A 25,621-nucleotide genomic window follows, 5' to 3' on the forward strand; every position below is an offset into this window, starting at 1 on the left:
TATACCTACTTTTAAATAATTAGTGAAATTTTAGCATATTTATCAAGGCATAAAGTAGCGTACTAAAAAATACGCTACTTAAGGTAGTTATTTGGTCGGCTTATTTTTATAAAAGAGTAGATAAGTTGAAGGTAAAATAAGTAGCGTTAAAAGTGTTGAACTTATAATTCCTCCTGTGATAACCACTGACAACGGATACTGTATCTCACTACCAACTCCAGTTGCGAAAAGTAGAGGCAAGATACCAAACAAGGTGGTAAAAGCTGTCATCAAGACAGGCCTAAGTCGTAAAAGTGTTGCATCTTTTAGTACAATCTTCAAATCTACATGTGGAAATTTTAGACGCATCTCATCTATAAAACTTACAAGTACTATTCCATTTAAAATAGCAATGGCAAATATTGCTAAAAAACCTATGATTGCTGATACTGAAAGATATATTCCACTTACAATAAGTGCTACAATCCCACCAATAAGACCAAAGGGCACATTTATCAAAATCAGCATAGCTTTTGAGAGTGAGTTAAATGCAGTAAATAGAAGTAATATAACCAAAAATAGAGTTATTGGGATAATTATCATAAGCTTTTGTGTAGCTTCTTGCATATTCTTAAAGTCCCCTGCCCAACCTATATAGTAACCTGTTGGTGTTTTTACTTTTTCTTTAATTATATTGTTGGCTTCTTCTACAAATGAGGCTACATCTCTGCCCTCAACTTCCATAGATAAAACCATATAACGACTTAGATTTTCACGCTTTATAAAAGCTGCACCCTGAGTAATAGTAATATCACATATCTGCTTTAATGAGACAATCTCACCACTACTAGAGCGGATGGTTACATTTTTAACAGAGTCTATATCTAGTTTTGCATCTTTTATTTTTGCGACAATACCAAAGCGTCTAATACCTTCGATTTTCTCACTTACAGCCTCTTCACCGATACCACTTCTTATAACTTTCATAACCTCCTCTACACTTATTCCGTAACGAGCCAGAGATAAATAGTTCGGCGTGATATTAATCTGAGCCTGACCAAGTTGAGTTTCAACTTCCATTCGTTGGAGTCCATCTACATCAGCAATACTCTCTGTTATTTCCTTTGCAATCTCATCAAGAATTTTCTGATCATCACCATAAATTTTTACAGCAAGTTCTGCTTTTACTCCCTCTAACAACTCTTCTATCCTCATGGCGATAGGCTGTGTAGGCACAAACTGAACATACTCAAAACTATGTTCTAAATCTTCATTCATTTTATGTGTCAGAGCTTCCAAGTCTTCTATACCGGGCTTTAAAGTAAGCAGTACTTCCATGTAGTTTGCTTGCGCAGTCTCACCCTTTTCACTTCGTCCTATCATTGAAAGAACAGACTCCACTTCATCTGGATACTTCTTAAGTATATGCTTTTCAACTTCCTGAGCTGTTGTTATAGACTGAGTCAAAGCAGTCCCAGGAATTGATATGACACGGTACATTATTGACTCTTCATTTAACGCTGGCATAAACTCTCTACCTTGTTGAGTAAGAACAAAGACCAAAACAAAAAATAGTGCAGATACACCAAGAAGCAGAGTCTTGGCATGTGATAGTGCATACATCAAAATAGGTGTATATAGGTTTTTAACACCTTTTATAACTGCATTATCACTGGACTTTGTTGGTTTTAGAAGTAAGAATGTCAAAACCGGCACCAATACCAAGGCTACAAACAATGAACCAAGCATTACAAAAACAATGTTCAGTGCCATCGGTGAATATAGTTTACCGGCTAAGCCATCTAAACTAAGCAGAGGAATGAATACTGCGGCAATAATTAATACAGCGAATGTAACAGGAGTAGCCACCTCTTTTGCTGCGTCTGAAATAACACTCAATTTATCACGATCTGGTTCATCGTGCAGTTTTCTAAAACTATTCTCAACCACAACTATTGTTCCATCAACTATCATACCTACAGCGATGGCAAGTCCGCTAAGGCTCATCAAGTTAACACTTACATTGTAATAATCCATCAATAAAAAAGCAATAAGCAGAGATGTTGGGATGGAGACAATAACTATAAATGCAGAGCGAAATTCAAATAAAAATAAAAACAGAACAATTGTAACAAGAATAATACCACTAAAGAGTGCTGATGTCATTGTACTTACTGCTTTATGAGTTATCTCTGTTCTGTCATAAATTGTTTTTACTGTAACACCATCTGGAAGAGCAGTATTGACAGTTTGTATCTTCTGTTTAAGAAGTTCTACTACTTCTGCCGCATTAGTTGCTGATCGTTGTAGTACCATGCCCATCACAGATTCACTTCCATCAATACTAACGGCCCCGAAACGAGGAGCTGAGCCTGCTTTAACCTCAGCTACATCTCTAATAGTTACAGCTTGTCCTGCTCCTGCCATAATTACACTGTTGCGAATATCTTCTAAAGACTTGTACAATCCAGCCCCGCGAATGAGATACTGTTCGCGATTAAACTCCAAGTACTGTCCGCCTGCGGCTTTATTGCTCTTTTGAAGTGCTTCAACTATATCATCATAAGTTATACCTATGTTTTGAAGTTTTTTTGTATCAATCAGGACATCGTACTGTTTTTCATTTCCACCCCAGCCAATAACCTCTTCAACCCCGCTAACGCTTTTAAAAAGAGGAGTAACAATATAGTCTTGCATCTCTCGAAGTTCACCTAGAGAGTATTTTGAAGTGGCATCATTTAACTCATACCAAAATACTTGTCCCAGCCCTGTTGTATTTGGTCCAAGAACAGGTTTTCCCCAGCCAGCCGGTATATCTATATTGTTTAGTCTTTCACTCATTAATTGGCGTAAAAAATATATATCCATATTATCTTCAAAAAAGACAGATACATAAGAGAGCCCAAAGAGTGAATTTGACATTATCTTCTTAACACCGGCCATACCTGATACGGCTGACTCAATAGGATAAGTTATAAGTTTTTCAATATCTTCTGCAGAGTTACCCGGGCTCTCAGTATATACCACGACCTGCTTTGGTGTTATGTCCGGAAAAGCATCTACAGGTATCTCCTTGTATGCCTTCAAACCAAAAGCACTTATTGCAATAAAAAGTACAATAACCAATGTTTTGTATCTTAGAGATAGTTCTATAAGTTTATTTAACATATATAATCCCTAATGACCATGTCCGCCAAGAGATGATTTTAACATCATCGACTTAACATAGTAACTTTTATCACTAACATACTCTTCATTTTCAGCTAATCCATTGACTCCAGCATATTCGTTGTCTTTATTTATAATATCAACAACACGAGCTTCATAAGCAACTTCTTCATCCACATGTTCATCTTTAGATTCATGTTCATCATGTTTTTCAGACTCATTATGCTTATCTTCTTCATGCTCATCATGCTCTTTGTGTCCTTCTTCCTCTTTTGGCACAAAAACAACCCACTCATTCTTAAAAAATGAAAGTGCAGATTTTTTAACAGCTACATGTTTTTCATTTGTATCAATATATAGTTTAGATCCCAGATATGCATTAATATATAAATCATCCGCTTTTTCATCAACACTTGAAAGTAAAATAATCCTTTGAGTTTTTTCATCTAATGCAGGAAGAATCTGAGTTATATATGTAACAATATCTCTATCGTTGTAATTTACTACAATTTTTTGCCCCACTTTTACAAGACTTGCATATTCTAAAGGCAGATATGATTTAATATAAAAAGCTTGGCTCTTTACTATTGAAATAATTGGTGTGTCTTCACTTATTACGGAGTGTAGAGACTGAAGAAGCTCCGAAACTCTTCCAGAACTATGGGCATACAAAATATACTCAGATGAAGCTTTGTTCAGTGTCTGTGTATTTATACCTAATGTTTCTAGTTGTGATTGCAGAGTATCTATTTTTGCTGACATAGCATTTTTTTTCATACTCTGTTCATTCAACTCCTGCATTGATGTCATACCTTTATCGTATAGCTTTTTTGTAGCAGAGTAATTATTGCCAAGTGCTAAAAACTGCTCTTTTAATGAGATATATTGTGCTGTCATTTGAGAGAGCTTTATAGAATTAATCAAAGCAATTTTTTGATTGTTCTTAACCATTGAACCTGGTTCAACATAGTATTTTTCTATGTGCCCGCTAAGTAAAGACATGATAGACTGTTGAGCATTTGAGAGTTGAATAACTTTTGAGTTCAACTCTATAGATTTTGAAAAAGTACGGACTTTAGCATACTCAACCGGTATATCTAAAGCGTGCATAAAAGGGCTTAAAAGCAGTACTGTCAATATTAGTTTATTCATTATAATTTCCTTGAAGGTAGTTTCTGTTGATTGCATTTTGATTCAATGCTGTTTTTATTTTAATAAGAGATTCTTTTGTTGATATAACTCTATTTTTTATATCTTCAAGTTCTAATAAGTTGATATTTGAAATTTTATATCCCTCTTCAAACATCTTTAACAGCTCTAATTCTTTTTTTAATATATTCTCATTTTGAACACTTAGTTTTTTCAAAGAAAAATACTCTTTTTGAAGTTTTGTGTTCTCAATCTCAACACGAGTTTTTTCATTTTTAACTAATAACTCTGAGCGGGATGCCTGCAAGTTTGCGATTCTTCTCTCTTGTGATTTTTGATTGAAAATCACTAATGGAAAACTAAGCCCGACTCTTATGATATCTTGTTCGGGTTCGCTTTCATACTCTGTAAAGAGGTTCATCCACTCTAGTTTGTTTGAATTTACCTTTGCCTCTGAAAGTGCTATATCTTGTTCAGATATCAATATATTAATATCTAGATTTTTTAACTCTTCATAGTTTTGTGCAGAGGTAAAGGTATAATCAACATCAAGATTCAGCTCTTCATTCATACCAGCAAACTTCAGCAAATCATAGTAACTTTTTATCGAAGCTAACTGCAGTGTTTCATTTGCAACTTCTATCATCTCATAAGCTATTTGAGCTTTTAGCATTACACCTCTTGAAATTGTACCGCTGTCATAGCGAGCTTTGGAAATATCATATATTTTTTTAGCAATGCTTAGCTCTTCATCTCCTAAACTCAAAAGCATTTTTTGCTGTGAGTATTGTGTATACAAGAGGGACAATCCTCTTATAAAAAGTGCCTTTTTCTTGGCATAACCGATATGTGCTCTTTTAGTCGTAGCCTCCGATAAGGTTTTCTTGTCATCTGCTATTCCCCATAGACGAACTGGCTGAGTATAGTTAATGCGATATCCATTGTCCCTACTTCCACTCTCAGGTTTAAAATCTGCATACTCCAATTCAAGAGTAGGGTTTTCATATCTAAGTAATAGTGACGCTTCTTCTTTTGCTTCATCAATATCTAAAGATGAAGACTTTAAATATGGGCTGTTTTTAATGGCCTTTTGTAAAAAAATATCAAAATTTACTGCATAAATAGGTGCACACAGAAATAAAGACATAAGTATGTTTTTCAACATAACTATCCTTTTGTAAATAAAAATTTGGTATTAATATAGGTTGAGAAAAGGAGTTATACTATTGGCGGTTTTAAGAAATCAAGACTTGCTTTAAAGTCGTAACTATCGTGTTTAAAAAATATAGTGAAATCAAGCTGTTTAACGCAGCTAAAAACATTGTTCTGAGTTAAGATATACGGTGAATGATATTCAAAGTGTATCTCACATAAATCCCCATGGTCACTCGGTGATTCTAATTCTAAAACATACTCACTTGCACTGCAGTGATCATCATCATAAATAGCAAATAGATACTCATGAATAATAGAAAAGCTCATAACAAACAGTAGTGCCAAAAAGATGATGTTTTGTCGTTTCATTAGCAATATTGTATCCTAACTCAGTATACTAATACTTAAACATGAAAATTTATATATAATTCTATGAAATTATTTACAAATTTAAATATATTATTAAAAATATAAGTTCTTTATAGATATAATCTTTACACTTTGTAATAATGGTATACATAATGATAAGAAAAACTCTTAAAAAAACAAGTAAACATCATAAATTAAAAGACTTTATAAAAAAATATAAAATTCCGCCGGAGTATCTCTCTACTAGCAGAAGAATGGTATCAAAAGCTATTTTCATAGGTCTCCTTATTGCTTTTATACCGATGCCGATGCAGATGCTGGCAGTTATCGCCGTTATACCTTTTAGCAAGTTTAATGTTCCTATTGCTCTGGCAATGTGCTGGTTAAGCAACCCTTTTACCATGCCGGCAATGTATTATATGGAGTATCTCACCGGAAGTTATATTTTAGGCATGGATACAACTCCCGTAGTTATGACGATGGATTGGTTTAGTGAAAACATTGGAAATATATTTATTCCTCTGTACACTGGAGCAGTTTTTTATTCAGTAGTCGTCTCATCCTTAGCTTATTACCTAGTAAATCGCTTTTGGATATCTTCAGTCCATAGAGATAAAAAACTTCACCGCCACCATAGAAACAAATAATTAAACTCAGTAATTAAGTCTTATATATCTCTACTCTATCGCGTCCATTATTTTTCGCCGTATATAACGCATTATCAGCAAAATTATGCATTATTTTTTGATTTTATATTTTTACTTTTGCCATAAAAATAAAACCAGGCTATTAAAGCTGCCGCGCTCATACCTAGACTTAGAACCTGTCCGAAGGTAATTGCATCACAGCATATATAACCTATTTGAACATCTGGAGCACGCCAAATCTCTGCAATGGCTCTAAAAATTCCATAACTGATAGCGTAAACTAAAATCAGTTCTCCGCTGAATCTTTGATAGTTTCTATAGATATAAACAACTATAAATACACCAATGCCTTCTAAAATGGCTTCATAAAGCTGTGAGGGATGCCTTAACACTCCATCAACTAAAATTCCCCATGGCACATCAGTCTCTCGTCCGATAAGCTCTTGGTTTAAAAAGTTTCCTATACGGCCAAATACAAAGGCTAAAGGCACGCTTATCGCAACAAGGTCCATTATCTTGCCTAGTGCTATTTTATGCTTTTTAGTGTACATGTAAGTAGCAATTAGAAAACCTAAAACAGCGCCATGATAACTCATACCTCGTATGCCTACAAATTCGCCGTTTTGAAATGGGTTAAATATCTGCCAAGGATGCGAAAGATAGTAAAATGTTTGGGTGTCGTAAAAAAGAATGTATCCTAGTCTTGCACCGAGTATTACACCTATCTCTACATATATAAAGTAACTGTCGACTTCTTCGCCTTTAAAGTCTAGCTTATCTCTTTTAATAAAGTACTTTCCGATATACAAAGCACTCACAAGAGCTAAAACATACATAATGCCATACCAATGAACCGGTATAGAAAAGAGACTAAAAGCTATCGGATCAAATGTTTCATATATATTGTTCCATGATGACATGTAGGTTTATTATCTCAGCGCTTCAGCGATAAGTTCAATAGGATTTTTAAACAATGCCTTAGCGTCTGTATATCCAAGTGAAGAGTTTATCTGCATTCTACAAGCACTACACTCAGAGCTTACAACATCCGCTTTTGTTTTATTTATCATTGCAGCTTTTGGAATACCGGCTGCTTTAGCAAAATGATACTTCTCGCTCTGCATGGTCACACCGCCAAATCCACAACAACTATTTGGATCACTCATCTCTTTTATATCGTAATTTTTACTTATAAGATTTCTAGGCTCCATAAAGATTCCCTGCATCTTTCTTGCATGACAAGGGTCATGATAGGTAACAATTTTTGTATCTTTTTTCTTTGAAGCTAAAAGTTCTTCAAGCCCGGTATGATGCTGCAGCCACTCGGTAGCCATAAAGATTTTGTCTCTAATTGCTATAGCTCTTTCTTTCCACTCAGGCTGGTCGTGAAAATAGTGTTCATAATCAATTTTGAGCATTGCGCTACATGTAGCTTCTGGAACTATTATAGCCTCGACATCTTTTGAAAAACTCTCAAAGTACTCGATATTGAACTTGGCATTATAATCAACAGTGTAAAAATCACCTGTAAAGTAAGCAGGTGCAGAACAACACTTTTGATCTTTTGCCAAAAATGCATCTATTTCTAAATGTTCTAAAATCTCTAAAAGTGAATTTCCGACATCTACATAGTTGTAGTTGCCTAAACATCCTATAAATATAGCCACTTTTCTTTTTCCGCCATTATTTATATTTTCTACATGTGAGTTTAAAAATGATGTTTTTCTAAGACTTGGAAGTACTCTGTCTGCTTTTAACATCGGTAGATTAAATCTAGCATTCATTGAATCCGCATCTGCTTTGATTTTAAATCCGCATGTCTGAAACACCCAACCAAGCTTAAAAGCCAAATCATTCATCCAGCGATGACGAAGAAGCATAAAGAAGAGTCTCTTATACCAAGCAATACCAAACTTTTTAGCAATATCTGAGCGGACTTGTTCTATGACCATATCTGTAGGAAGAGACTTTGGACAAACTTCAACACAAGCAGTACATAAAAAACAGCTCTCAAATATATCTTTTGCGTTTTGATCTAACTCTAGATTTCCTCGCTGATAAGCTCCCAAAAGGTCTAAAAAACCACGAGGAGATGTTACCTCATCAGCATTTACATTATGGATGGTACAGACTGGTATACATTTTCCACACTTAATGCAATCATCTGTTATATTTGCATAATCAAAAATATCCTGGGGCGTTTTACTCAATGTTTATACCGTTTTAGAAAATGTTTTAGAACTTGCCGCGTGTTTTTTCATATATGCATCAAATGGCATTGCAATATTTCTAATAAGCAGAGTTCCTGTTTCGCTACACTCTATAAAATCATCATTCATAGTTAACAGTTCTTCCTCGGCAAAAGGTTTAAGTGCTTCAATCGCATCTGCAAAATATGTTTTAAACTCTACATTATAAAGTTTCTCAAATCTTTTTATATCAAGCTTGAAGTTGCTCATAAGCTCCATGATTACATACTGACGGATTAAATCATCTTCATTTAAAGATATTCCCCTCTCAAAAGGTAATTTATCCGCATCGATAGCAGCCTCATACTCTTTCATGTCTTTATGATTTTGAGCATAATAATCAACACCTTCACCGATAGAAGTCAGACCTACTCCAATCAAATCAGCTCCACCTTTTGTAGTATAACCTTGAAAATTTCTATGAAGTTCACCCTTTTCTATCGCTTGAAATAGTTCATCTTCAGGTTTTGCAAAGTGATCCATACCAATCATCTTATAGCCGTTTGAAGTTAAAAAATCGATTGTATACTGCATAATTTGAAGTTTTTCATCTGGAAGAGGAAGAGTTGTCTCATCAATCTTACGCATTGTCTTTTTCAACCAAGGAACATGTGCATAGTTAAATATTGCAAATCTGTCCGGATTTAGTGTCAGAGAAAGAGCTAAAGTCTCTTTAAAAGTCTCTAATGTTTGAAATGGAAGTCCATAAATAAGGTCAACATTTACAGAGACCATATTATATTTTCTTGCCAAATCCATTGCATCCTTTGAGATGCCATACGGTTGAATTCTATGAACCGCTTGCTGAACTTTTTCGTTGAAATCTTGCAGACCAAAACTTACACGGTTAAATCCAGACTCGCTCATAACACGCATCTGATCTTCATCTATATGACGAGGATCTATTTCACAACTAATCTCCGCACCATCTACAAAATTTGGAAAAAATGATTTAATCTCATCTATAACCTCTTTTAATTGAGAAGCACTAAAAAATGTCGGTGTACCGCCACCAAAATGCATCTGAATAACATCTCGCTTACAATCTACATGTGAAGAAAGTATTTTCAGCTCTCTTTTTAAATACTCCATATAACGAAGCATTTTGTCTTCTTTAGAAGTGAAAACAACATTACATCCGCAAAAATAACATGCATTTTTACAAAAAGGCAGGTGGAAATACAGACTAAGTGGTCGAGAAGAGTCTTGAGACTCTAGCTTTTGTATATACTCATCGTATCCAAACGAGTCACTAAATTCTAGTGCTGTTGGGTAACTCGTATAACGAGGTCCTGGTTTTGAGTACTTTGTAAATTTTGCAAAATCTAACATATTAATAGTCCATTTTTTATATAGTTACCGCGATTATCTCTAAAAAGAGTTGAAATACTCATAAAGTTTTTATTTAATTATCCCTAAATCTTTAAATGTAATAATTTTACTTTGGTCTGTACTATTATAATATTCCCTTAAAAAGTTATCAAAATACTCTTTATTATTACTATTTTCAGGAATCTTAATGACATTTATTTGACTATCTTCATAAACCATGCCTAATGTTGTTAAAGCTGTCGAAGAAAATGACATTATATGCATAGGGTATATTTTTTCCTCTAAAAGATACATCTCAATTGACTTATTTAAATTATTCACTTCAAATAGAGGATTATCTATAGAGGCTATCGTTTGTTTGAGTTTTTCAGATTCTGACCTATGTGGAATATATACAATTTTTTTTTGATACATTTTGATGATATTTTCTAAAACTTTTTTATACATTTGAACATCAATTACATTCACATCATCTAAAGGTTGCCCTATGAAGTATATTACACTGGTGTCTTTTTTCGCATCTTTTAAATATTTTCTTTTTAAATAATTCAAGTTGTTTTTCACAACTTCTATCCCATGTACCGGTTTTAAATCAAAATAAGTATACAAATTAACTTTATCTCTAACCTTGATTTTCAATCCTGCAAATAAAAATCTAAGTTCCCTAAAATTATACTTATTGTACTTATCATGTATAATAAACTTATTATAATATTTCATAGTTACAGTGCCATCATCTAAAAGAAAAACCTTTTCTTTTTTTGTGTTAGCTACAACTATTTTGTAAAATATTCCAAGCTCTCCAATAAAAATATTCTTATAGTTATGTTTTTTTAAAGCTCTTATTATTTTTACATATCTAAAAAATTTCGACTTAAAAGATTCCTCTATATGAATTATTTGTTCCCATTTTCCGAGGCTTAATAATTTCTTCATTTGTTGCGTATTGCTATCAGAGCGATTATACACCGGAACTACTATGTTATTCTCTAAATTAAAATGCTCTATTGCATCCAGTGCATTAATTATCTGTAGTGGTGATCTCAATATAAATAAATTTTTTAAATTATTTTTCATTTAACATTACTTTTGCGATCTCAAAATCAATCTCTTCATCAATATCAATAGAACTTTTTCTATCCATATTGTACGCATATATATCATTTTTTATGTAAAATGATTTTTCTTTTAATAATTTATCAGTTTTACAGATATATATAGCACCGTTTAGTCTATAGTAAGTATCTAAATCTTGGCTTCTTTTATTTAAAACTTCATCTCTTAAAAATCCGCTCATACTCATATCTTCTGACAGAGTATTTGACCAAAGAGGAGAATGATCCATTTCACATATTGATACAATTGCATCAGCCTTTTTAGTCTCTAGTAATTTTATTGCTTCATCAATATGCACTTCATTTCTCAATGGTGATGTAGGTTGTAGCAATACAATGTAGTCATAATCATCAAAGCTATTAATTGTATGCTCAACCGCATCAAAACTAGTAGCTTTATCAGTGGCAAGTTCATATGGTCTTTTTATGATTTGTGCACCAAACTTTGTTGCTATATTTAATATTTCATCATTATCGCTTGTAACAACGACTTTATCTATAAATTTACTTTTTAATCCAGCATCTATAGTCCAAGCTATAAGCGGCTTTCCTGCTAAATCTAAAATATTTTTTCTAGGCAGTCTTTTGCTCCCACCTCGCGCAGGGATAATTGCTAAAAAAGTTTTATCTTTATACATTAAAACACCTCATCGTACTCATCATTGGCTTTTTTATACTCTTCTATTCTTCCGATATCAAGCCAATATTCTCGAAGTGGAAATGATACTGTATTTTGTTTTTCACTTATTAGCTTTTCAAAAAGTGTTGGCATATCATAAAATTTATTTTCAGGTATATACTTTAATACCTCAGGTGACAACATGTATATTCCTGCACTTACAAAAAACTTATGAACTGGTTTTTCATCTATAGACACTATCTGGTTACCATCTAAATTCACTACACCATAAGGAACTTGAAAGTCATATTCCCTTACACACATTGTTGATACTGAATTATTTGAATTATGGTATTTATGAAGATGCTCAAAATTTACATTTGTTAAAAGATCTCCATTCATTACAAAAAATGGTTCTGTTGGTACAGTTTTAAGTAAACTTAGTGCGCCGGCTGTACCCATTCTTTCTTCTTCTAGAACATACTCAATATTTACTCCAAACTCACTGCCGTTACCAAAAAAATCTTTTATTATTTGAAATTTGTAATTTACACACATTACAATATTTACATATCCATACTCAGCAAATTTTTCTACAATAGTTTGCAAAATTGGCCTATCTCCAACTTTCAACATTGGCTTTGGAGTGTTCTCTGTTAGAGATCCAAGCCTTGTGCCCAGCCCTCCAACCATTAAAATGACTTTATTATTTTTTACTTGTGGTCTTACAAGCTCATCAATTTCCTCTAGTCCAACAACTCTATTTTCATTATCCACTATTGGTATCTGATGCAATTTTTTATCAAGTGCTTTTTTTAAAATCTCTTCTTTAGTGTCACTAATATTTGCTACAGTTGGTGTTGTATATATTATAGTTTCTATAGAGTCATCAAGAGAAATATTGTTTAAAAGTCCTCTCCTTATATCTCCATCAGTTATTGTTCCTAGTAATTTTTCATTTTCATCTATTACAATAGCAATTTGCATAGCACCACTGTCTATTATTTTTAAAGCTTCTTTTACTGTTGATGTTGGTTTTAACAAAACATTTTTATAGTTTTTCATTCTGTAACCTTTATATCGTAAAATGATTTTTTCAATATACCTTCTAAACTAAAGCTTTTTATACACTCTTTTATTTTAACACTAGCACCACCATTTCCATATGGGTTTTGTGTCTCTTTTAGTATTTTTTTAAAATCTCTTGAATATATTTTTTCAAATGACTCTTTTATATCTTTATACTTTGAACTGCAATTAATAACACTATCTGCCATTAGACGACCTTTTTGTCTATCTCCGATATTTATAGTTGCTATTTTAAATGTTGGTGCTTCTAAAAGTCCACTTGAACTATTTCCTACCACTGCATCTATCCACTGTAAAGCACTTAAGTATCTCAACTGCCCTAATGAAGTAAATCCAACAGCTTTATCACTGTTATTTGATACATATTCATCTATCATTTGATTTATAACTCTTCCATCTGTATCACTATTTGCTTTTGTAAGTATTATATTTGTATCTTCTAGTTCATCTATAACATCAAGCAGTTCCCCAAATTGATCTTTTGCAGTAGAATTTTCCAAAGTAACAGGATGAAAAGTAACTAAAATATTTTTTTTATTTAGTTTAAAATCAATTGATTTCTCAAACTCTTCTTTAGATAATAACTTAAGCTTTTTAATATTATCTATACCCAAGCCACCAACATTAAAAACTCTATCTGGATGTTCACCAAGCTGGATTACTCTATTTTTATACTCATCTGTTGCCGTAAAGTGTAAATGACTCATTTTTGTAATACTATGCCTAATCGATTCATCAAATGCACCCTCAGTTGTCTCACCACCATGAAGATGCGCAATTGGAATTCCAGCAATCATAGCAGTACTTACTGCACTAAATACTTCATATCTATCACCAAGCACTACCAACATGTCAGGTTTTAAATCTTCATAAGCCTCCGCAAAACTTATCTGAGCCAAACCCATAGATTTTGAGATGCCAACAGAAGTGTCTGATGACAAAAGCATCTCTATTTTTTTGTCAATTTTAAAATCATTTTCTATTATTTTATATGTTAATCCAAACTCTGGGCTTAGATGCATACCTGTAACAATCAGTTGAAGTTCTAATTCATTATCAGACCCCATCTCTTTCATGAGCCAATAAAGCAAGCCATATTCTGCTCTCGTTCCAGTTACTACACATATTTTTCTTTTCATATCAAATCATCTTCACTATAATCTTTCATGGCGCTTGTTCCGATCACCTCATCCCATCTCATCGGACTAATACCATTACCTGGTCTTTTTATACCAAGATTTTTTTCAGTAAAAATTTCACCTTTTTTAATTTCACAGTTTGCTACTATAGACTTTCTGGCAATTTTTATATTTGGTTTTTCACTCTCAGATGGTTTTTTTACACTACTGCCCAATGCCAGCTCAATATTTCGTATAGCTTTTACCATTGCTTGGAGCTCATCTGGTTCTAGTGAAGCTTTATGATCTGGTCCTTGCATAGTACAATCAAGTGTAAAATGTTTCTCAACACAACTAGCTCCAATAGCAACTGCAGCAACAGGAACTTCTATACCTAAAGTGTGGTCACTGTATCCAAATGCTATATCGAAAGTATTTCCTATAGTTACCATCGCTTTTAAGTTCACATCTTCCATGGGGGTTGGGTACATTGTGTTAGCATGAAGCACGGTAATGTTCTCTTTTTTAGTTCCCTCGCCAACCAACACATCCAAAGCATCTTCTATCTCGCCAATATCTGCCATACCGGTTGAGAGTATAACTTTTTTGTTTAGTTTTCCTATGTGTCTTAAGTATGGTAAATTTGTTATTTCACCACTTGGAATTTTAAATATTTCAAGTCCTAAATCATCTAACATGTCAATACTGTCATGATCAAAAGGAGTTGAGAGAAACATGATATTTTTTGATTTGCAGTATGAGATAAGTTCATGATGAGTTTCTACATCAAGTTCTAACTTTTTAAGCATATTAAACTGTGAATCATCTTTGTCGTTCATATTCTTTTTTTGATACTGGGCTTTTTGCGCATTTTTAGACACTAAGTTTTCTGTTTTAAAAGTTTGAAACTTAACAGCATCAGCACCAGCTTCTACTGCCGCGTCAATAAGTTTTTTTGCAAGTTCTATTGAACCATTATGATTTACGCCGGCTTCTGCTATTATAAATACGCTCATTTTTGTAAACTCCCAGCCTTAATGAAACTACTTTTTTCTATCACAATCGCCTCTTTTGAGGTAGCATTACTGCCGAAAAAAGTTCCCTCTTCCACTTTTACATCGCCGTTAATTACCGAAGCTGTTGATATATGACAATTATCTTCTATAATACTATCATGCTCAATCAATGCTTTTGAGTTTATTATACAGTTTTTTCCTACTTTAACATTTGAATTTATTAACGCCTGATGCATTATCACTGTGCCCTCATCAATTGTAGAGTGTTTAGATACATAAGCCAATGGTGAAACAATAAGAGGTAAATCATAGCCTATGCCTTTTAGTATATTAAAGAGTTTAACTCTTAGCAGGTTTGATTTTATATGTCCTATGGTTATAAGTGCATATTTATATTTTTGAAACAATTCTTCTAAATCATCGTCACAACCAATAACTTTATAACCTAAAATCTCTTGGCCAATTAGTTCTTTTTTATCAATTATTCCTGCAATGGTGTACTTATCTTCTAGCTCAATTACATCTATGACTGACCGACAATGGCCACCACCACCGATTAAAAGTATTTTTTCTTTCATAATCGCACACTACTTGGTATATTTACAACTCTCTGTTCTAAATATTTTGAATTTTCTAAATTACTACATTGACAATCTTTAAACATATCTAATTCATTCATAAGCTTCCAAATTGGTCTTGTCATGACTCCATTTTTATTTGTAAAATCTAAAAAGTCATCCCTGTTTTTTACATCTTTAACAATTACTGCCTGCAACCAATAGTTGGATACTGAATTTTCAGGTTCTTTTATAAAATCAATATCATCAATGCTACTGAAAAACTCTTCATATTTCAAGGCTAAATTTCTTTTAGAATCTATAAAATCATCTAATTTTTCCAATTGAGCAACTAACAAAGCAGCATTTAAATTAGGCATTCTGTAGTTATACCCTATCTCATCATGAACATATTCCCATTTATGTGGAATTTTAGCCGTCGTCGTGAGGTGTTTAGCTCTTTTCGCAAGTGTTTCATCATCAGTTACTATAACACCGCCACCACCAGAAGTAATGATTTTATTTCCATTAAAAGAAAATGCACCTACTTTTCCAAATGTTCCTGTATGTTTTTCATTATAGTATGAACCTAAGCTCTCAGCTGCATCTTCAACTAAAGCTATATGCCACTCATTACATATATCTTTTATATCCTCAATTTTACAAGCGTGACCAAATGTATGCATCGGGACACATGCTTTAATTGTTTTTTTAGTAGTTTTATTTATGCATCTGTTGCCTATTATTTCACAGTTATCTTTTAAAAATTCCTCTAAAGACTTAGGAGATAAACCCATAGTATCCAAATCAACATCAACAAAAATAGGTTTTGCCCCGATGTAGCTTATTGCATTACATGTAGCAATAAAAGTAAGCGGTTGTGTTATTACTTCATCATCTTTAGTCACATCTGCTAGAAGGAGGGATATATGAAGAGCTGCTGTACCGTTTACAGTTGCTACTGCGTATTTAGCACTAACCCTTTTAGCAAATTCTGCTTCAAATGTATCGACATATTTACCGACACTTGAGACAAATGTAGAGTCAATGCAGTCGTTTAAATATTTTTTCTCATTTCCAATGAATCTTGGTTCATGTAAGGGGATAAACTCTTTTGTTTTAAAAGTATCCTGAATAAAATCTACAATTTTTTGCATATTACATCTTCCCATCTAAATATTTACCGGTCTCTTTATGTCCAAAATTTGGAATCATTTTAAAAAACTCTTTTACTATATCTTCTTTTGTCCATGAGAGATTTTGTTTAAAACCTTGCATAGTTTTAGTAAAAAAATTCAACTTATCTTCATCAAACAAAGCCTCGTTTTTAATAACGCCAAGATTTTCAAATCTTTGCATATCTAAAACTTCTTTATCTGTAAAAAACTCTTCAAAATCTTTCTCACCTGTTGTATCGCTAGATGTAAATAGACAAGGCCACTTTCCTTCTTTAGGCAAAGTCTTAGCTAGTTCCCTTGCCTCATCTTCATCACTGCACAGATATGGCTCATAGCCTAGATTTTCAAGATATTTTACTGCTATATCTGCAAAAGATATAAGGTCCAACTCCTCACTAAGTTTTGGAAAAAATATGTCTCTATTTTCACCGAAGATACAAGACATGAGACATAACTCCCCTGACTCCTGTGGTGTTACAAAGTATCTTTTAATATCATTTGGAGCAACTATAGGTTGCTGTTTTTGAATGCGTTGATTAAATCCATGCAAAAGTGAGCCATCCGAAAATGCTACATTGGCAAATCTGGCAGTCGAGATATTTATTTCTAGTGATTTTCTCATCAAAAACATCTCCATGATTCGCTTACTAGCACCCATCATATTAACTGGATTTGCTGCTTTATCAGTTGAGACACAAAAATATTTTTTAGTACCGTTATCTATTGATTGTTGAAGGGTTTTATCAGTATTAAATACATTCACATCAATCATTCTCATTAGAGTAAATGGGTCTTTTTCGCTTCTTACATGTTTAAGTGCTGAGAGGTTTAAAACATAATCATATTTGCCGTCATTTTTTATAAACGCATCATATTCTACAGAACCGATATCAAGAGCAAAAGTCTGAAAATCACCGTTAATGTAGCCGAAGGAACTTCGTATATCGCGAACCAGTTCAACCATGTTGTTTTCACTTATATCCACTACATGTAGTTTTTTAGGATTGCGTTTAAATATCTCTTTTGTGACAGCTTGACCGATTGAGCCGGCACCGCCGATAACCAAAAAAGATGAAGATGAAACTATACTTTTTAATTCTTTGTCGTTATTGTTAATATCTTTTTCAAACAGCTCTTTTTCTCTGCCGATTAGTTTTAGCATTTGACTCATCTATTTTATTTCCTCTTTATTTTTCAAACTGTCCAGCCAATCTTTGATAGACCTCAGAATTTGCCAAAAGCTCACTATGCTTTCCACTTGCAACTATCTTTCCTTTTTGCAGAACCAAAATTTTATCAGCATGTTCAATTGTACCAAGTCTGTGAGCAATTGTTATGGTTATCTTGTCTTTTGTATACTCATCCAAAGCTTTTTGAATTCTCTTTTCACTCTCATTATCAAGTGCGGATGTCGCTTCATCAAAAAGGATAAGTGAAGAGTGTTTATAAATAGCTCTTGCAATAGCGACTCTTTGTCTCTGTCCTCCAGATAAATTTACACCAAACTCTTCCATCGTTGTATGAATTCCATTTTCAAGTGAGTTAACAAAATCAGATGCATCAGCAAGCCTTAGCGCTTCATTTACTTTATCCTCATCAATCTCTTGACCATAAGCGACATTCGCCGCAAGAGTGTCTTGAAATATATAAATTCTCTGTGACACCAGAGAGATATGATGTTTTAATGAGTTTTGATTAAACTCTTTTATATTAGTATTGTTTATTAGTACTTCGCCTTCATCCGGGTCATAAAAACGAAGAAGCATATTTATAAATGTGCTTTTCCCACCTCCACTATCTCCAACGAGTGCTATGTTCTCGCCCTGTTTTATATTTATATTTACATCATCTAATGCATATGAATCTTCATACTTTAATTTTACATTTTTAAACTCTACATGTACAATATTGTCTTGAAGAAATTTTTCTCCATCAATTATTTTACTCTTTGTGTCTAAAATTTCAAACACTCTTTCGCTTGCCGCTATTGCATCTTGAATTTTTGAATATATTGAACCTATTCTTCTAATAGGTTGAAATACAAGTCCAACAGCTGTCAAAAAGGCTGTAAACTCTCCAACACTCATGTTTTCATTGTAAACTTCCCTAGCCCCAATAAAAATAACTGCTGCAAGTCCAACTGCCCCAATCAACTCCATCATAGGTGAGACGATATCTCCAACATAAACAGACTTCATAGTTATCTTAAAAAACTGCCAATTTTGAATGTTAAAACGATCCATCTCAAATTTTTCAGTTGCATTTGCTTTTATAATTTCACTGTTATTAAAAACTTCTGTAAGCCTACTAACAACATCTGCATTTTTCTCTTGTGATCTGTGAGAATATTTTTTTAATTTTTTAGCTATGTATATTAGTGGATAAATAGCAGCTGGCAAAACAACTAAAGAGTAGAATGCCAACATTGGATTTAAGTATATAACATATCCTATAAGAGCAACAACAGTCAAACTTTCACGAAAAAGCTCCGGTAACATATTTGATACAAAATAACGAATTCTTTCTATATCATTAGTAATCCTTGATATAAGCTCACCGCTACGGTTTACATACAAAAAAGCCATGTCAAGATTGATGATTTTTTCAAGAAGTGTTTCTCTAAGTCTAGTGATGATATGCAAGCCTATATATTTCATAAAGACCGATTGAATATATCTGCCAACTGACTTAAAGATGTATATAACGATTAAACCAATTGGAATAAGGTAGAGCATCTCTGCTTTTCTTTCAATAAACATCTCATCCATCAAAGGTTTCATAATATGTGCTGTTGCAGCTGTAGCACTAACAGTAAAAAGTATACCGATTAATACTAAAAAATATTGTAATTTATAATCTTTTATATATGGTAGATATCGCTTTAAAGTTTTTTTCAATAATTATTCCAAAAGTTCTTATTTAAGTCTGTATTCTAGCTAAAAAATAAAAATAGCCTGTAAATTATCTTATATTCATACTTTTTTATGTAAAATTCACTCATGAAAAACAAACATATATTGGAATTTTGTCTTGCGCATGGCTTTGGTGGATTGGAGCTATGTGTTGTAGATTATTTTAAATGCTTTCAAACTAAAACAAAATGTAGTTTAATGGTTGCACCCGATACTAAACTCGACAAGTCGGTAGATGATAAAAATAAGTTCACTTTAAAACGAAACAAGCTCTTGCCTTTTTTACCTGCCTTAAAACTTGCAAAATTTATAGATACAAATGATGTAGATATTATTCATTTTCACTGGGGAAAAGATATAATAACCGTTGTTCTTGGAAAGCTTTTAAGTAAAAGAAAACCAAAAATAATACACTCTAGGCACATGAGCATGACAAGATTTAAAGATGACATGTATCATAATTGGTTATACAAAAACATAGATATACTTCATGCTGTTACAAATCAAGTAAAAGAACAGATGCAAAAGTTTATACCTGACTTTATAAGACCTCCTATTGAAGTAGTTTACCTAGGTGTTAATGAACCTAAAGTTGATAAAGAAAAAATTGACCAGTTTAAAGAAAAATATAAAATCAAAGAAAACGAATTTATAGTTGGTATGGTTGGTAGAATTGAGTCTGAAAAAGGGCAATATATACTAATTGATGCAATTAAAAAACTACAAAACTTAAACATCAAAGCTTTAATCATTGGACATACTATGGATGAAAACTATCTTGACAAATTAAAAACACAAATTAAGAGTTTAAATTTACAAAACAATATAATATTTACAGGCTTTACCAGAGATGTCAATGAGCATATGCAACTTTGCGACACCATGGTCCTAGCTACAAAAAAAGAGACTTTTGGACTTGTTGTCATTGAGGCTATGGCAAATAAAATATGCATGATCGCTACTAATAATGGCGGTCCTCTTGAGATAATCGATGATAATATAAATGGTCTTTTGTTTGATAGAACTAGTGACGACTTAGCCAAAAAAATAGAATTTTTATATAATGATACAGATAAAAAAGAAGCTTTGGCACAGGCTGGTTATGAAAAAGTAAAAAAAGTTTTTGACCATGACACACAAGTTGAAAAACTATATGACATTATAGACAAATGTTAATACTATTATGAAAATATGCATAGTTAAATTATCGGCTATGGGAGATATCATACACGCGATGGTGGCTCTACAGTTTATAAAACAAGAATTACCGGATGCTAAAATAGACTGGGTTGTCGAGAGCGGATTCAAAGGTATTTTAGAAAACAATCCTCATATTGACAACATCTTAGCTGTAAATATAAAATCTATCAAAAAGAAAAAAAGCGAAATATTTACTCAATATAAAATTTTGAAGACTTACTCTAAAAATAATTATGATATTGTTATAGATGCTCAAGGATTACTCAAATCTGCAATTGTTTCTAAAATAATAGGTGCAAAAATTATTGCAGGTTTTGATAAAGATTCAATTCGTGAAGGGATAGCTTCTATTTTTTATAACAAAAAAGTACATATACCTTATGACGCAAATACAATTGACAGAAATGCAACCGTTATTTGTAAACCACTTGGAATAGAGGTTACAAGCGAGAAAATAATCAATAAAGAAAAATTTCTTTTTTCTTCTTCACATGTAGAAAATCTACCGGATATTTTCAACCTATTTGTCATAGGTTCAACTTGGGAGAGCAGAAACTATCCAAAAGAGAAGTTTGTAGAAATTGCAAAAGAGTTAAAAACAGAAACTTACATAGTTTGGGGAAGTGAGGAAGAACATCAAAAAGCACTTTGGATGCAAGAGCAATCAAAATATCTACATGTACTTCCAAAAGGCTCTTTAAACGACTTAAAATATGTCATCTCAAAATGCAATTTGCTTATAGGAAATGACACAGGACCAACGCATATGGCATGGGGTCTAAATATTCCATCAATAACTATTTTTGGTCCAACTCCAATAAATCGTGTTTATATCACACCAATCAACAAAGTCATAAAATCAAGCAGTAAGATAAATCATTACAGACTAAATAAAAATGACTTTTCAATATATGAAATAGAAGTAGCCAAAATCGTTAAAATAGCCAATAAACTGCAAAAATCTGCTTATAAGTAAACTTTAGATAAAATCCACAGAATTTAATTATTAAAAATTAGAATCCTTAATTAAGGTCATATTGTAAATTATGAATATTTTAGTACTAACATCATCAAACGACTCATTTAACAGTGTTAGACCCGAACTGGAAATTTATATATCTTTGGCTAAAGCTGGGCACAATATTACACTTATGACTCAAAAAGAGAGTGCTTATTCAGCCAGATTTGATAAGTATAAAATTGATATAATAGATACAACCTTCAACAAAAAAATAAGCATCAAAAGTATTAAATTAATTAAAAAAACAATTAAAGAAAAAAATATTGATATCATTTATGCTACGAACTCTAGGGCAATTTCAAATGCCACATTTGCTTGTGTAGCTACTAAAGTCAAACTAGTGAGCTACAGAGGAACAACCGGCGGACTCTATCGTCATGATCCAAGTTCATATTTAAATGCATTAAATCCAAGAGTAGACGGTGTCATTTGCGTATCTCAAGCAGTTACAAACCATGTATCAAAACAGGTTTTTTCAAAATCAAAAAAGATTGTCACTATATACAAAGGGCATGATGTATCATGGTATAACCAAATGCCTACAAATCTAGATGAGTTTAACACAAACTCAAATAATTTCAATGTTGCTTTTGTTGCAAATGTAAGACCTCACAAGGGTTTGATTTATGTTATTAAAGCGGCTTATGAACTAGCTGATTTAGAAAACTTACACATTCTTCTAATAGGAAATAAAATATCGCAAGAACCCTACCTATCAGAGATAAAAAATAGTGGTATGGAAAATAGAATTCATGTTACTGGATACAGAAGTGATGTACCACAGATCATTGCAGCATCTGATGTTTTAATACATGCTTCAACAAGAAAAGAGGGTTTACCTCGCGTAATACTTGAATCCCTGGCCAGCAAAACTCCGGTTATTGCATCAGCAAATGAAAGCAGCCTTGAAATCATAGAAGATGATGTTAATGGGTTTATAGTTCCAATCAAAGATGCAAAAGCAATAGCTCAAAAAACAAGACTTCTATATAACTCTCCAGAGACATTGGAGCGCTTAACTGCTAATTCACAAAACATTATCAATGACAAACTATCTCACAAAGCCACAGCTGAAAAATACATTGAATATTTTGAGTCATTACTAAGGGAATCAAATGATTAAATTTAAAAATATAACATTAAATAGCTACATAAACTATATATTTGTGTTATATGCTTTTTTACTTCCTTTATCAAGGGCTGCCATAACACTGCTTACTGCACTGCTTTTTATTCTTTGGTTATTCACAGATGACTTTAGAGAAAAAATAAACTTTTTAAAATCAAACAAAGCAGTTATTTACCTAGTTGCTTTTGTAGCTTTTAGTTTGCTCTCTCTTTTGTGGACAGATAATGTCAGCAGTGGTCTGTATTATATTAGAAAATACTGGTATTTTTTACCAATCTTTGTCATAGCCACAACAGTAGAGAAAAGATTTATATACCATGGTGTATCCGCTTTTTTGTTAGGTATGTTAGTAAGTGAAATCATCTCATATGGTATCTTTCTTGAACTATGGTCGACCAGACATAGCAGTCCATCAGACCCGACACCTTTTATGAGTCATGTTCAGTACTCAATGTTTTTAGCCTTCACTTCACTTTTAATACTAAACAGACTTTTTAAAGAGACTGAGTTAAAGTGGAGAGCAATATATTTTTTATATTTTTTAACAGCTACATCAAACCTCTTTTTAAATGGTGGCAGGACTGGACAATTAGCATTTATACTCTCTATCTTTGTAGTTGGTATCTTAAATATTAAACATAGAGTAGTAGCTTTTGCAAGTATGTTTGTTTTACTTACTGCTATATTATTTACAGCATACAATGTAAGTCCGGTATTTAAATCAAGGGTTCATACTTCTATAGCTGAGTCTAAAAATATTCTTGATTCTAATCATAAAGGCTCTCTTGGCCAAAGAATATCAATGTGGACTGTAGGAACAAAGATTTTTCTTGATAATCCTGTAGCTGGGCTTGGTGTCTCTTGTGAAATGAATGTTCTTAATGACTATATAGACAAATACTACCCTGATATGAGTAACATTAAACATACCAATAGTTACCATAGTAACTATATTCAACCACTAGCTCAACTTGGTATTATTGGATTTATCTTATATATGATGTTCATATACTCACTTATTACTCTAAAAATACACAATAGAGAGTATAAAAATATGTTAATTATTTTTGTAATAGTATATTCAATATCTTCTATATTTGAGACCATGTTTCATTCACAATTTGGCGAAGCACTTTTAGCTCTGTTTGTGGGAATATTTATAGCTGAATCAAGGCAAGAGAATGAAGCTAGACATAGCAGATAACAAATATATAAATTTATTAAAAGATATAAAAAGTTACTTTTCAAAATCAAATAACTCTATTCATAAAGCACGAAATGAGATAAAAATAATTAACTTTGACAATAAAGAGCTTGTAGTAAAATCTTTTAAAATTCCAAATATTATAAACAAAATCATATATACATTTTTTAAAGATTCAAAAGCAAAAAAATCATATATAAATAGTATTAAAATAGTTGACTTTGTGCCTAAACCAATAGGCTTTATAGAGTTTAGAAAATTTGGTTTAATAAACGACAGCTATTTTGTAAGTGAAAATTTTAATTATGATTTCACTATACGCGAACCATTGCTAGATGGCAATTTTAAAGATAAAGAAAATATTTTTAAAGCATTTGCAAAATTTACTCTAAAGCTTCACGAAAATGGTATTTTTCATTTAGACTACTCCCCTGGAAATATTCTTATAAAAAAAGAAGCAAATAACTATATATTTAAAATAGTTGACATTAATAGAATGCAGTTTAAAACTCTAAACTTGGATGATAGACTTAAAAATTTTTCTAAACTTTGGGCAAAAGATGATGATTTAACCACCATAATAAAAAAGTATTCAAAACTAACAAACAATGATGAAAGATTATGTATTGAAATTGCACTTAAATATTCTCAAGCACATAAAGATCGAAAAAATGCTAAAAAAAGAAAACGGGGACAAAAAGTTGTTGATTAGTACAATGTATCATAATATTAATTCTGATAAATATTCAAACAAACTATCAATTTTTAAAGAGCACTTGTTATATATAAAAAACAATTTCAATGTCGTATTTCCCGAAGACACACTTAAAGGTAAAGACATATGCTTAACTTTTGATGATGGGTTTTACAACTTTTATGAATATGTTTTTCCACTACTTAAAGAATTAAACTTAAAAGCCATTTTAGCAGTGCCTACAAAATTTATTTTAGATGATACTAATATACAAAAAAAAGACCGACTGGCTATTATGCATGATGACACTTATAGTCACATTGATCAAGCTCCATTTTGTACATTTAAAGAACTTAAAGAGATGAGCGAAAGTGGTCATGTTAAAATAGCATCACATTCACATAGTCATACTAATTTATCTACATGTGATAACCTAAAATATGAACTGCAAAAATCAAAACAAATTTTAGAAGAAAAATTAAGCATAAAGTGTGACAGTTTAATTTTCCCGTATGGTAAGTACGATGAAACTGTCTTAACAATGGCAAAAAAAGAGTATAAATATCTATTTAGAATCGGAAATGGCATAAATAAAAACTTCGACGGAATAAATGGGATTATTTATAGGATTAATGCAGACAACTTAAAGAATGAAAAATCTATATTTTCTTATACTAATATGTTAAAATACAGAATAAAATCTTTTATAAAATCTTTTTAG

General features: G+C 32.2%; 23 protein-coding genes. 7 read left to right on the forward strand and 16 right to left on the reverse strand.

Annotation, left to right across the window (positions count from 1 at the left end):
- Positions 1 to 87 precede the first annotated feature (87 nt).
- From OQK60_RS09780 to OQK60_RS09795, 4 genes are read right to left on the reverse strand one after another with little or no spacing between them, the layout of a single operon-like run.
- A complete protein-coding gene (locus OQK60_RS09780) occupies positions 88 to 3,147 on the reverse strand; it encodes a CusA/CzcA family heavy metal efflux RND transporter (RefSeq protein WP_297686523.1) in 3,060 nt (1,019 codons plus the stop codon).
- 9 nt (positions 3,148 to 3,156) lie between these two features.
- Positions 3,157 to 4,299 (reverse strand): efflux RND transporter periplasmic adaptor subunit, encoded by a 1,143-nt coding sequence (locus tag OQK60_RS09785; protein WP_297686525.1) that lies wholly within the window; start codon positions 4,297 to 4,299, stop codon positions 3,157 to 3,159.
- A complete protein-coding gene (locus tag OQK60_RS09790; RefSeq protein ID WP_297686527.1) occupies positions 4,292 to 5,461 on the reverse strand; it encodes a TolC family protein in 1,170 nt (389 codons plus the stop codon). The genes OQK60_RS09785 and OQK60_RS09790 overlap by 8 nt, the downstream gene beginning before the upstream one ends.
- A gap of 53 nt (positions 5,462 to 5,514) precedes the next feature.
- Positions 5,515 to 5,820, reverse strand: a complete 306-nt coding sequence (locus OQK60_RS09795; protein WP_297686529.1) for a hypothetical protein — start codon at positions 5,818 to 5,820, stop codon at positions 5,515 to 5,517.
- 152 nt (positions 5,821 to 5,972) lie between these two features.
- On the opposite strand from OQK60_RS09795, the gene OQK60_RS09800 reads away from it, so the two are divergent.
- Positions 5,973 to 6,467, forward strand: a complete 495-nt coding sequence (locus OQK60_RS09800) for a DUF2062 domain-containing protein (protein ID WP_297686531.1) — start codon at positions 5,973 to 5,975, stop codon at positions 6,465 to 6,467.
- Between the two features lie 83 nt (positions 6,468 to 6,550).
- Here OQK60_RS09800 and lgt read toward each other — a convergent pair whose 3' ends face one another.
- The 12 genes from lgt to OQK60_RS09860 form a co-directional block, all read right to left on the reverse strand.
- Entirely contained in the window at positions 6,551 to 7,387 is an 837-nt protein-coding gene (lgt, locus tag OQK60_RS09805) for a prolipoprotein diacylglyceryl transferase (protein WP_297686533.1), read from the reverse strand.
- 9 nt (positions 7,388 to 7,396) lie between these two features.
- Positions 7,397 to 8,677 (reverse strand): (Fe-S)-binding protein, encoded by a 1,281-nt coding sequence (locus OQK60_RS09810; protein WP_297686535.1) that lies wholly within the window; start codon positions 8,675 to 8,677, stop codon positions 7,397 to 7,399.
- A 3-nt stretch (positions 8,678 to 8,680) separates the two neighbouring features.
- Positions 8,681 to 10,048, reverse strand: coding sequence for an oxygen-independent coproporphyrinogen III oxidase (hemN, locus tag OQK60_RS09815; protein WP_297686537.1), 1,368 nt, complete (start codon positions 10,046 to 10,048; stop codon positions 8,681 to 8,683).
- Positions 10,049 to 10,117: 69 nt separating this feature from the next.
- Positions 10,118 to 11,125 (reverse strand): polysialyltransferase family glycosyltransferase, encoded by a 1,008-nt coding sequence (locus OQK60_RS09820; protein ID WP_297686539.1) that lies wholly within the window; start codon positions 11,123 to 11,125, stop codon positions 10,118 to 10,120.
- On the reverse strand, positions 11,115 to 11,801 hold the full coding sequence (locus OQK60_RS09825; protein WP_297686541.1) for an acylneuraminate cytidylyltransferase family protein: 687 nt from the start codon (positions 11,799 to 11,801) through the stop codon (positions 11,115 to 11,117). Before OQK60_RS09825 ends, OQK60_RS09820 begins: the two co-directional genes overlap by 11 nt.
- Positions 11,801 to 12,847, reverse strand: a complete 1,047-nt coding sequence (locus tag OQK60_RS09830; RefSeq protein WP_297686543.1) for a nucleotidyltransferase family protein — start codon at positions 12,845 to 12,847, stop codon at positions 11,801 to 11,803. Before OQK60_RS09830 ends, OQK60_RS09825 begins: the two co-directional genes overlap by 1 nt.
- On the reverse strand, positions 12,844 to 14,010 hold the full coding sequence (gene neuC, locus OQK60_RS09835) for a UDP-N-acetylglucosamine 2-epimerase (RefSeq protein WP_297686545.1): 1,167 nt from the start codon (positions 14,008 to 14,010) through the stop codon (positions 12,844 to 12,846). Before neuC ends, OQK60_RS09830 begins: the two co-directional genes overlap by 4 nt.
- Positions 14,007 to 15,005, reverse strand: coding sequence for an N-acetylneuraminate synthase (gene neuB / locus OQK60_RS09840; protein WP_297686547.1), 999 nt, complete (start codon positions 15,003 to 15,005; stop codon positions 14,007 to 14,009). Before neuB ends, neuC begins: the two co-directional genes overlap by 4 nt.
- Positions 15,002 to 15,583, reverse strand: a complete 582-nt coding sequence (locus OQK60_RS09845) for an acetyltransferase (protein ID WP_297686549.1) — start codon at positions 15,581 to 15,583, stop codon at positions 15,002 to 15,004. The genes neuB and OQK60_RS09845 overlap by 4 nt, the downstream gene beginning before the upstream one ends.
- Entirely contained in the window at positions 15,580 to 16,719 is a 1,140-nt protein-coding gene (locus OQK60_RS09850) for a LegC family aminotransferase (protein WP_297686551.1), read from the reverse strand. Before OQK60_RS09850 ends, OQK60_RS09845 begins: the two co-directional genes overlap by 4 nt.
- Before the next feature lies 1 nt (position 16,720).
- A complete protein-coding gene (locus OQK60_RS09855; RefSeq protein WP_297686553.1) occupies positions 16,721 to 17,911 on the reverse strand; it encodes a UDP-N-acetylglucosamine 4,6-dehydratase in 1,191 nt (396 codons plus the stop codon).
- Between the two features lie 16 nt (positions 17,912 to 17,927).
- Complete coding sequence (locus tag OQK60_RS09860) at positions 17,928 to 19,637, reverse strand: ABC transporter transmembrane domain-containing protein (protein ID WP_297686556.1); 1,710 nt, start codon at positions 19,635 to 19,637, stop codon at positions 17,928 to 17,930.
- A gap of 102 nt (positions 19,638 to 19,739) precedes the next feature.
- On the opposite strand from OQK60_RS09860, the gene OQK60_RS09865 reads away from it, so the two are divergent.
- The 6 genes from OQK60_RS09865 to OQK60_RS09890 all read left to right on the forward strand — a co-directional run bounded on the left by OQK60_RS09865 (position 19,740) and on the right by OQK60_RS09890 (position 25,621).
- Positions 19,740 to 20,828: a glycosyltransferase family 4 protein gene (locus OQK60_RS09865; RefSeq protein ID WP_297686558.1), complete on the forward strand. Its 1,089-nt coding sequence runs from the start codon at positions 19,740 to 19,742 to the stop codon at positions 20,826 to 20,828.
- Positions 20,829 to 20,835: 7 nt separating this feature from the next.
- Complete coding sequence (waaC, locus tag OQK60_RS09870) at positions 20,836 to 21,828, forward strand: lipopolysaccharide heptosyltransferase I (RefSeq protein ID WP_297686560.1); 993 nt, start codon at positions 20,836 to 20,838, stop codon at positions 21,826 to 21,828.
- A gap of 70 nt (positions 21,829 to 21,898) precedes the next feature.
- Entirely contained in the window at positions 21,899 to 22,996 is a 1,098-nt protein-coding gene (locus OQK60_RS09875; RefSeq protein ID WP_297686561.1) for a glycosyltransferase family 4 protein, read from the forward strand.
- Entirely contained in the window at positions 22,989 to 24,206 is a 1,218-nt protein-coding gene (locus OQK60_RS09880) for an O-antigen ligase family protein (protein ID WP_297686563.1), read from the forward strand. The genes OQK60_RS09875 and OQK60_RS09880 overlap by 8 nt, the downstream gene beginning before the upstream one ends.
- Positions 24,184 to 24,918, forward strand: coding sequence for a lipopolysaccharide kinase InaA family protein (locus tag OQK60_RS09885; RefSeq protein ID WP_297686565.1), 735 nt, complete (start codon positions 24,184 to 24,186; stop codon positions 24,916 to 24,918). Before OQK60_RS09880 ends, OQK60_RS09885 begins: the two co-directional genes overlap by 23 nt.
- On the forward strand, positions 24,878 to 25,621 hold the full coding sequence (locus OQK60_RS09890) for a polysaccharide deacetylase family protein (RefSeq protein ID WP_297686567.1): 744 nt from the start codon (positions 24,878 to 24,880) through the stop codon (positions 25,619 to 25,621). Before OQK60_RS09885 ends, OQK60_RS09890 begins: the two co-directional genes overlap by 41 nt.

Origin of the sequence: Sulfurimonas sp., assembly GCF_026196735.1 — a bacterium.
Lineage (GTDB): Bacteria > Campylobacterota > Campylobacteria > Campylobacterales > Sulfurimonadaceae > Sulfurimonas.

Excerpts from the sequence above, each read along its gene's own strand:
- waaC (WP_297686560.1), top strand. The coding sequence starts at position 20,836 with ATGAAAATATGCATAGTTAAATTATCGGCTATGGGAGATATCATACAC.
- OQK60_RS09785 (WP_297686525.1), bottom strand. The coding sequence starts at position 4,299 with ATGAATAAACTAATATTGACAGTACTGCTTTTAAGCCCTTTTATGCAC.
- OQK60_RS09825 (WP_297686541.1), bottom strand. The coding sequence starts at position 11,801 with ATGTATAAAGATAAAACTTTTTTAGCAATTATCCCTGCGCGAGGTGGG.
- OQK60_RS09875 (WP_297686561.1), top strand. The coding sequence starts at position 21,899 with ATGAATATTTTAGTACTAACATCATCAAACGACTCATTTAACAGTGTT.
- OQK60_RS09800 (WP_297686531.1), top strand. The coding sequence starts at position 5,973 with ATGATAAGAAAAACTCTTAAAAAAACAAGTAAACATCATAAATTAAAA.
- OQK60_RS09865 (WP_297686558.1), top strand. The coding sequence starts at position 19,740 with ATGAAAAACAAACATATATTGGAATTTTGTCTTGCGCATGGCTTTGGT.
- OQK60_RS09890 (WP_297686567.1), top strand. The coding sequence starts at position 24,878 with ATGCTAAAAAAAGAAAACGGGGACAAAAAGTTGTTGATTAGTACAATG.
- neuB (WP_297686547.1), bottom strand. The coding sequence starts at position 15,005 with ATGAGCGTATTTATAATAGCAGAAGCCGGCGTAAATCATAATGGTTCA.
- OQK60_RS09885 (WP_297686565.1), top strand. The coding sequence starts at position 24,184 with ATGAAGCTAGACATAGCAGATAACAAATATATAAATTTATTAAAAGAT.
- lgt (WP_297686533.1), bottom strand. The coding sequence starts at position 7,387 with ATGTCATCATGGAACAATATATATGAAACATTTGATCCGATAGCTTTT.
- OQK60_RS09845 (WP_297686549.1), bottom strand. The coding sequence starts at position 15,583 with ATGAAAGAAAAAATACTTTTAATCGGTGGTGGTGGCCATTGTCGGTCA.
- OQK60_RS09880 (WP_297686563.1), top strand. The coding sequence starts at position 22,989 with ATGATTAAATTTAAAAATATAACATTAAATAGCTACATAAACTATATA.
- OQK60_RS09830 (WP_297686543.1), bottom strand. The coding sequence starts at position 12,847 with ATGAAAAACTATAAAAATGTTTTGTTAAAACCAACATCAACAGTAAAA.
- neuC (WP_297686545.1), bottom strand. The coding sequence starts at position 14,010 with ATGAAAAGAAAAATATGTGTAGTAACTGGAACGAGAGCAGAATATGGC.
- OQK60_RS09795 (WP_297686529.1), bottom strand. The coding sequence starts at position 5,820 with ATGAAACGACAAAACATCATCTTTTTGGCACTACTGTTTGTTATGAGC.
- hemN (WP_297686537.1), bottom strand. The coding sequence starts at position 10,048 with ATGTTAGATTTTGCAAAATTTACAAAGTACTCAAAACCAGGACCTCGT.
- OQK60_RS09850 (WP_297686551.1), bottom strand. The coding sequence starts at position 16,719 with ATGCAAAAAATTGTAGATTTTATTCAGGATACTTTTAAAACAAAAGAG.
- OQK60_RS09820 (WP_297686539.1), bottom strand. The coding sequence starts at position 11,125 with ATGAAAAATAATTTAAAAAATTTATTTATATTGAGATCACCACTACAG.
- OQK60_RS09780 (WP_297686523.1), bottom strand. The coding sequence starts at position 3,147 with ATGTTAAATAAACTTATAGAACTATCTCTAAGATACAAAACATTGGTT.
- OQK60_RS09855 (WP_297686553.1), bottom strand. The coding sequence starts at position 17,911 with ATGAGTCAAATGCTAAAACTAATCGGCAGAGAAAAAGAGCTGTTTGAA.
- OQK60_RS09790 (WP_297686527.1), bottom strand. The coding sequence starts at position 5,461 with ATGTTGAAAAACATACTTATGTCTTTATTTCTGTGTGCACCTATTTAT.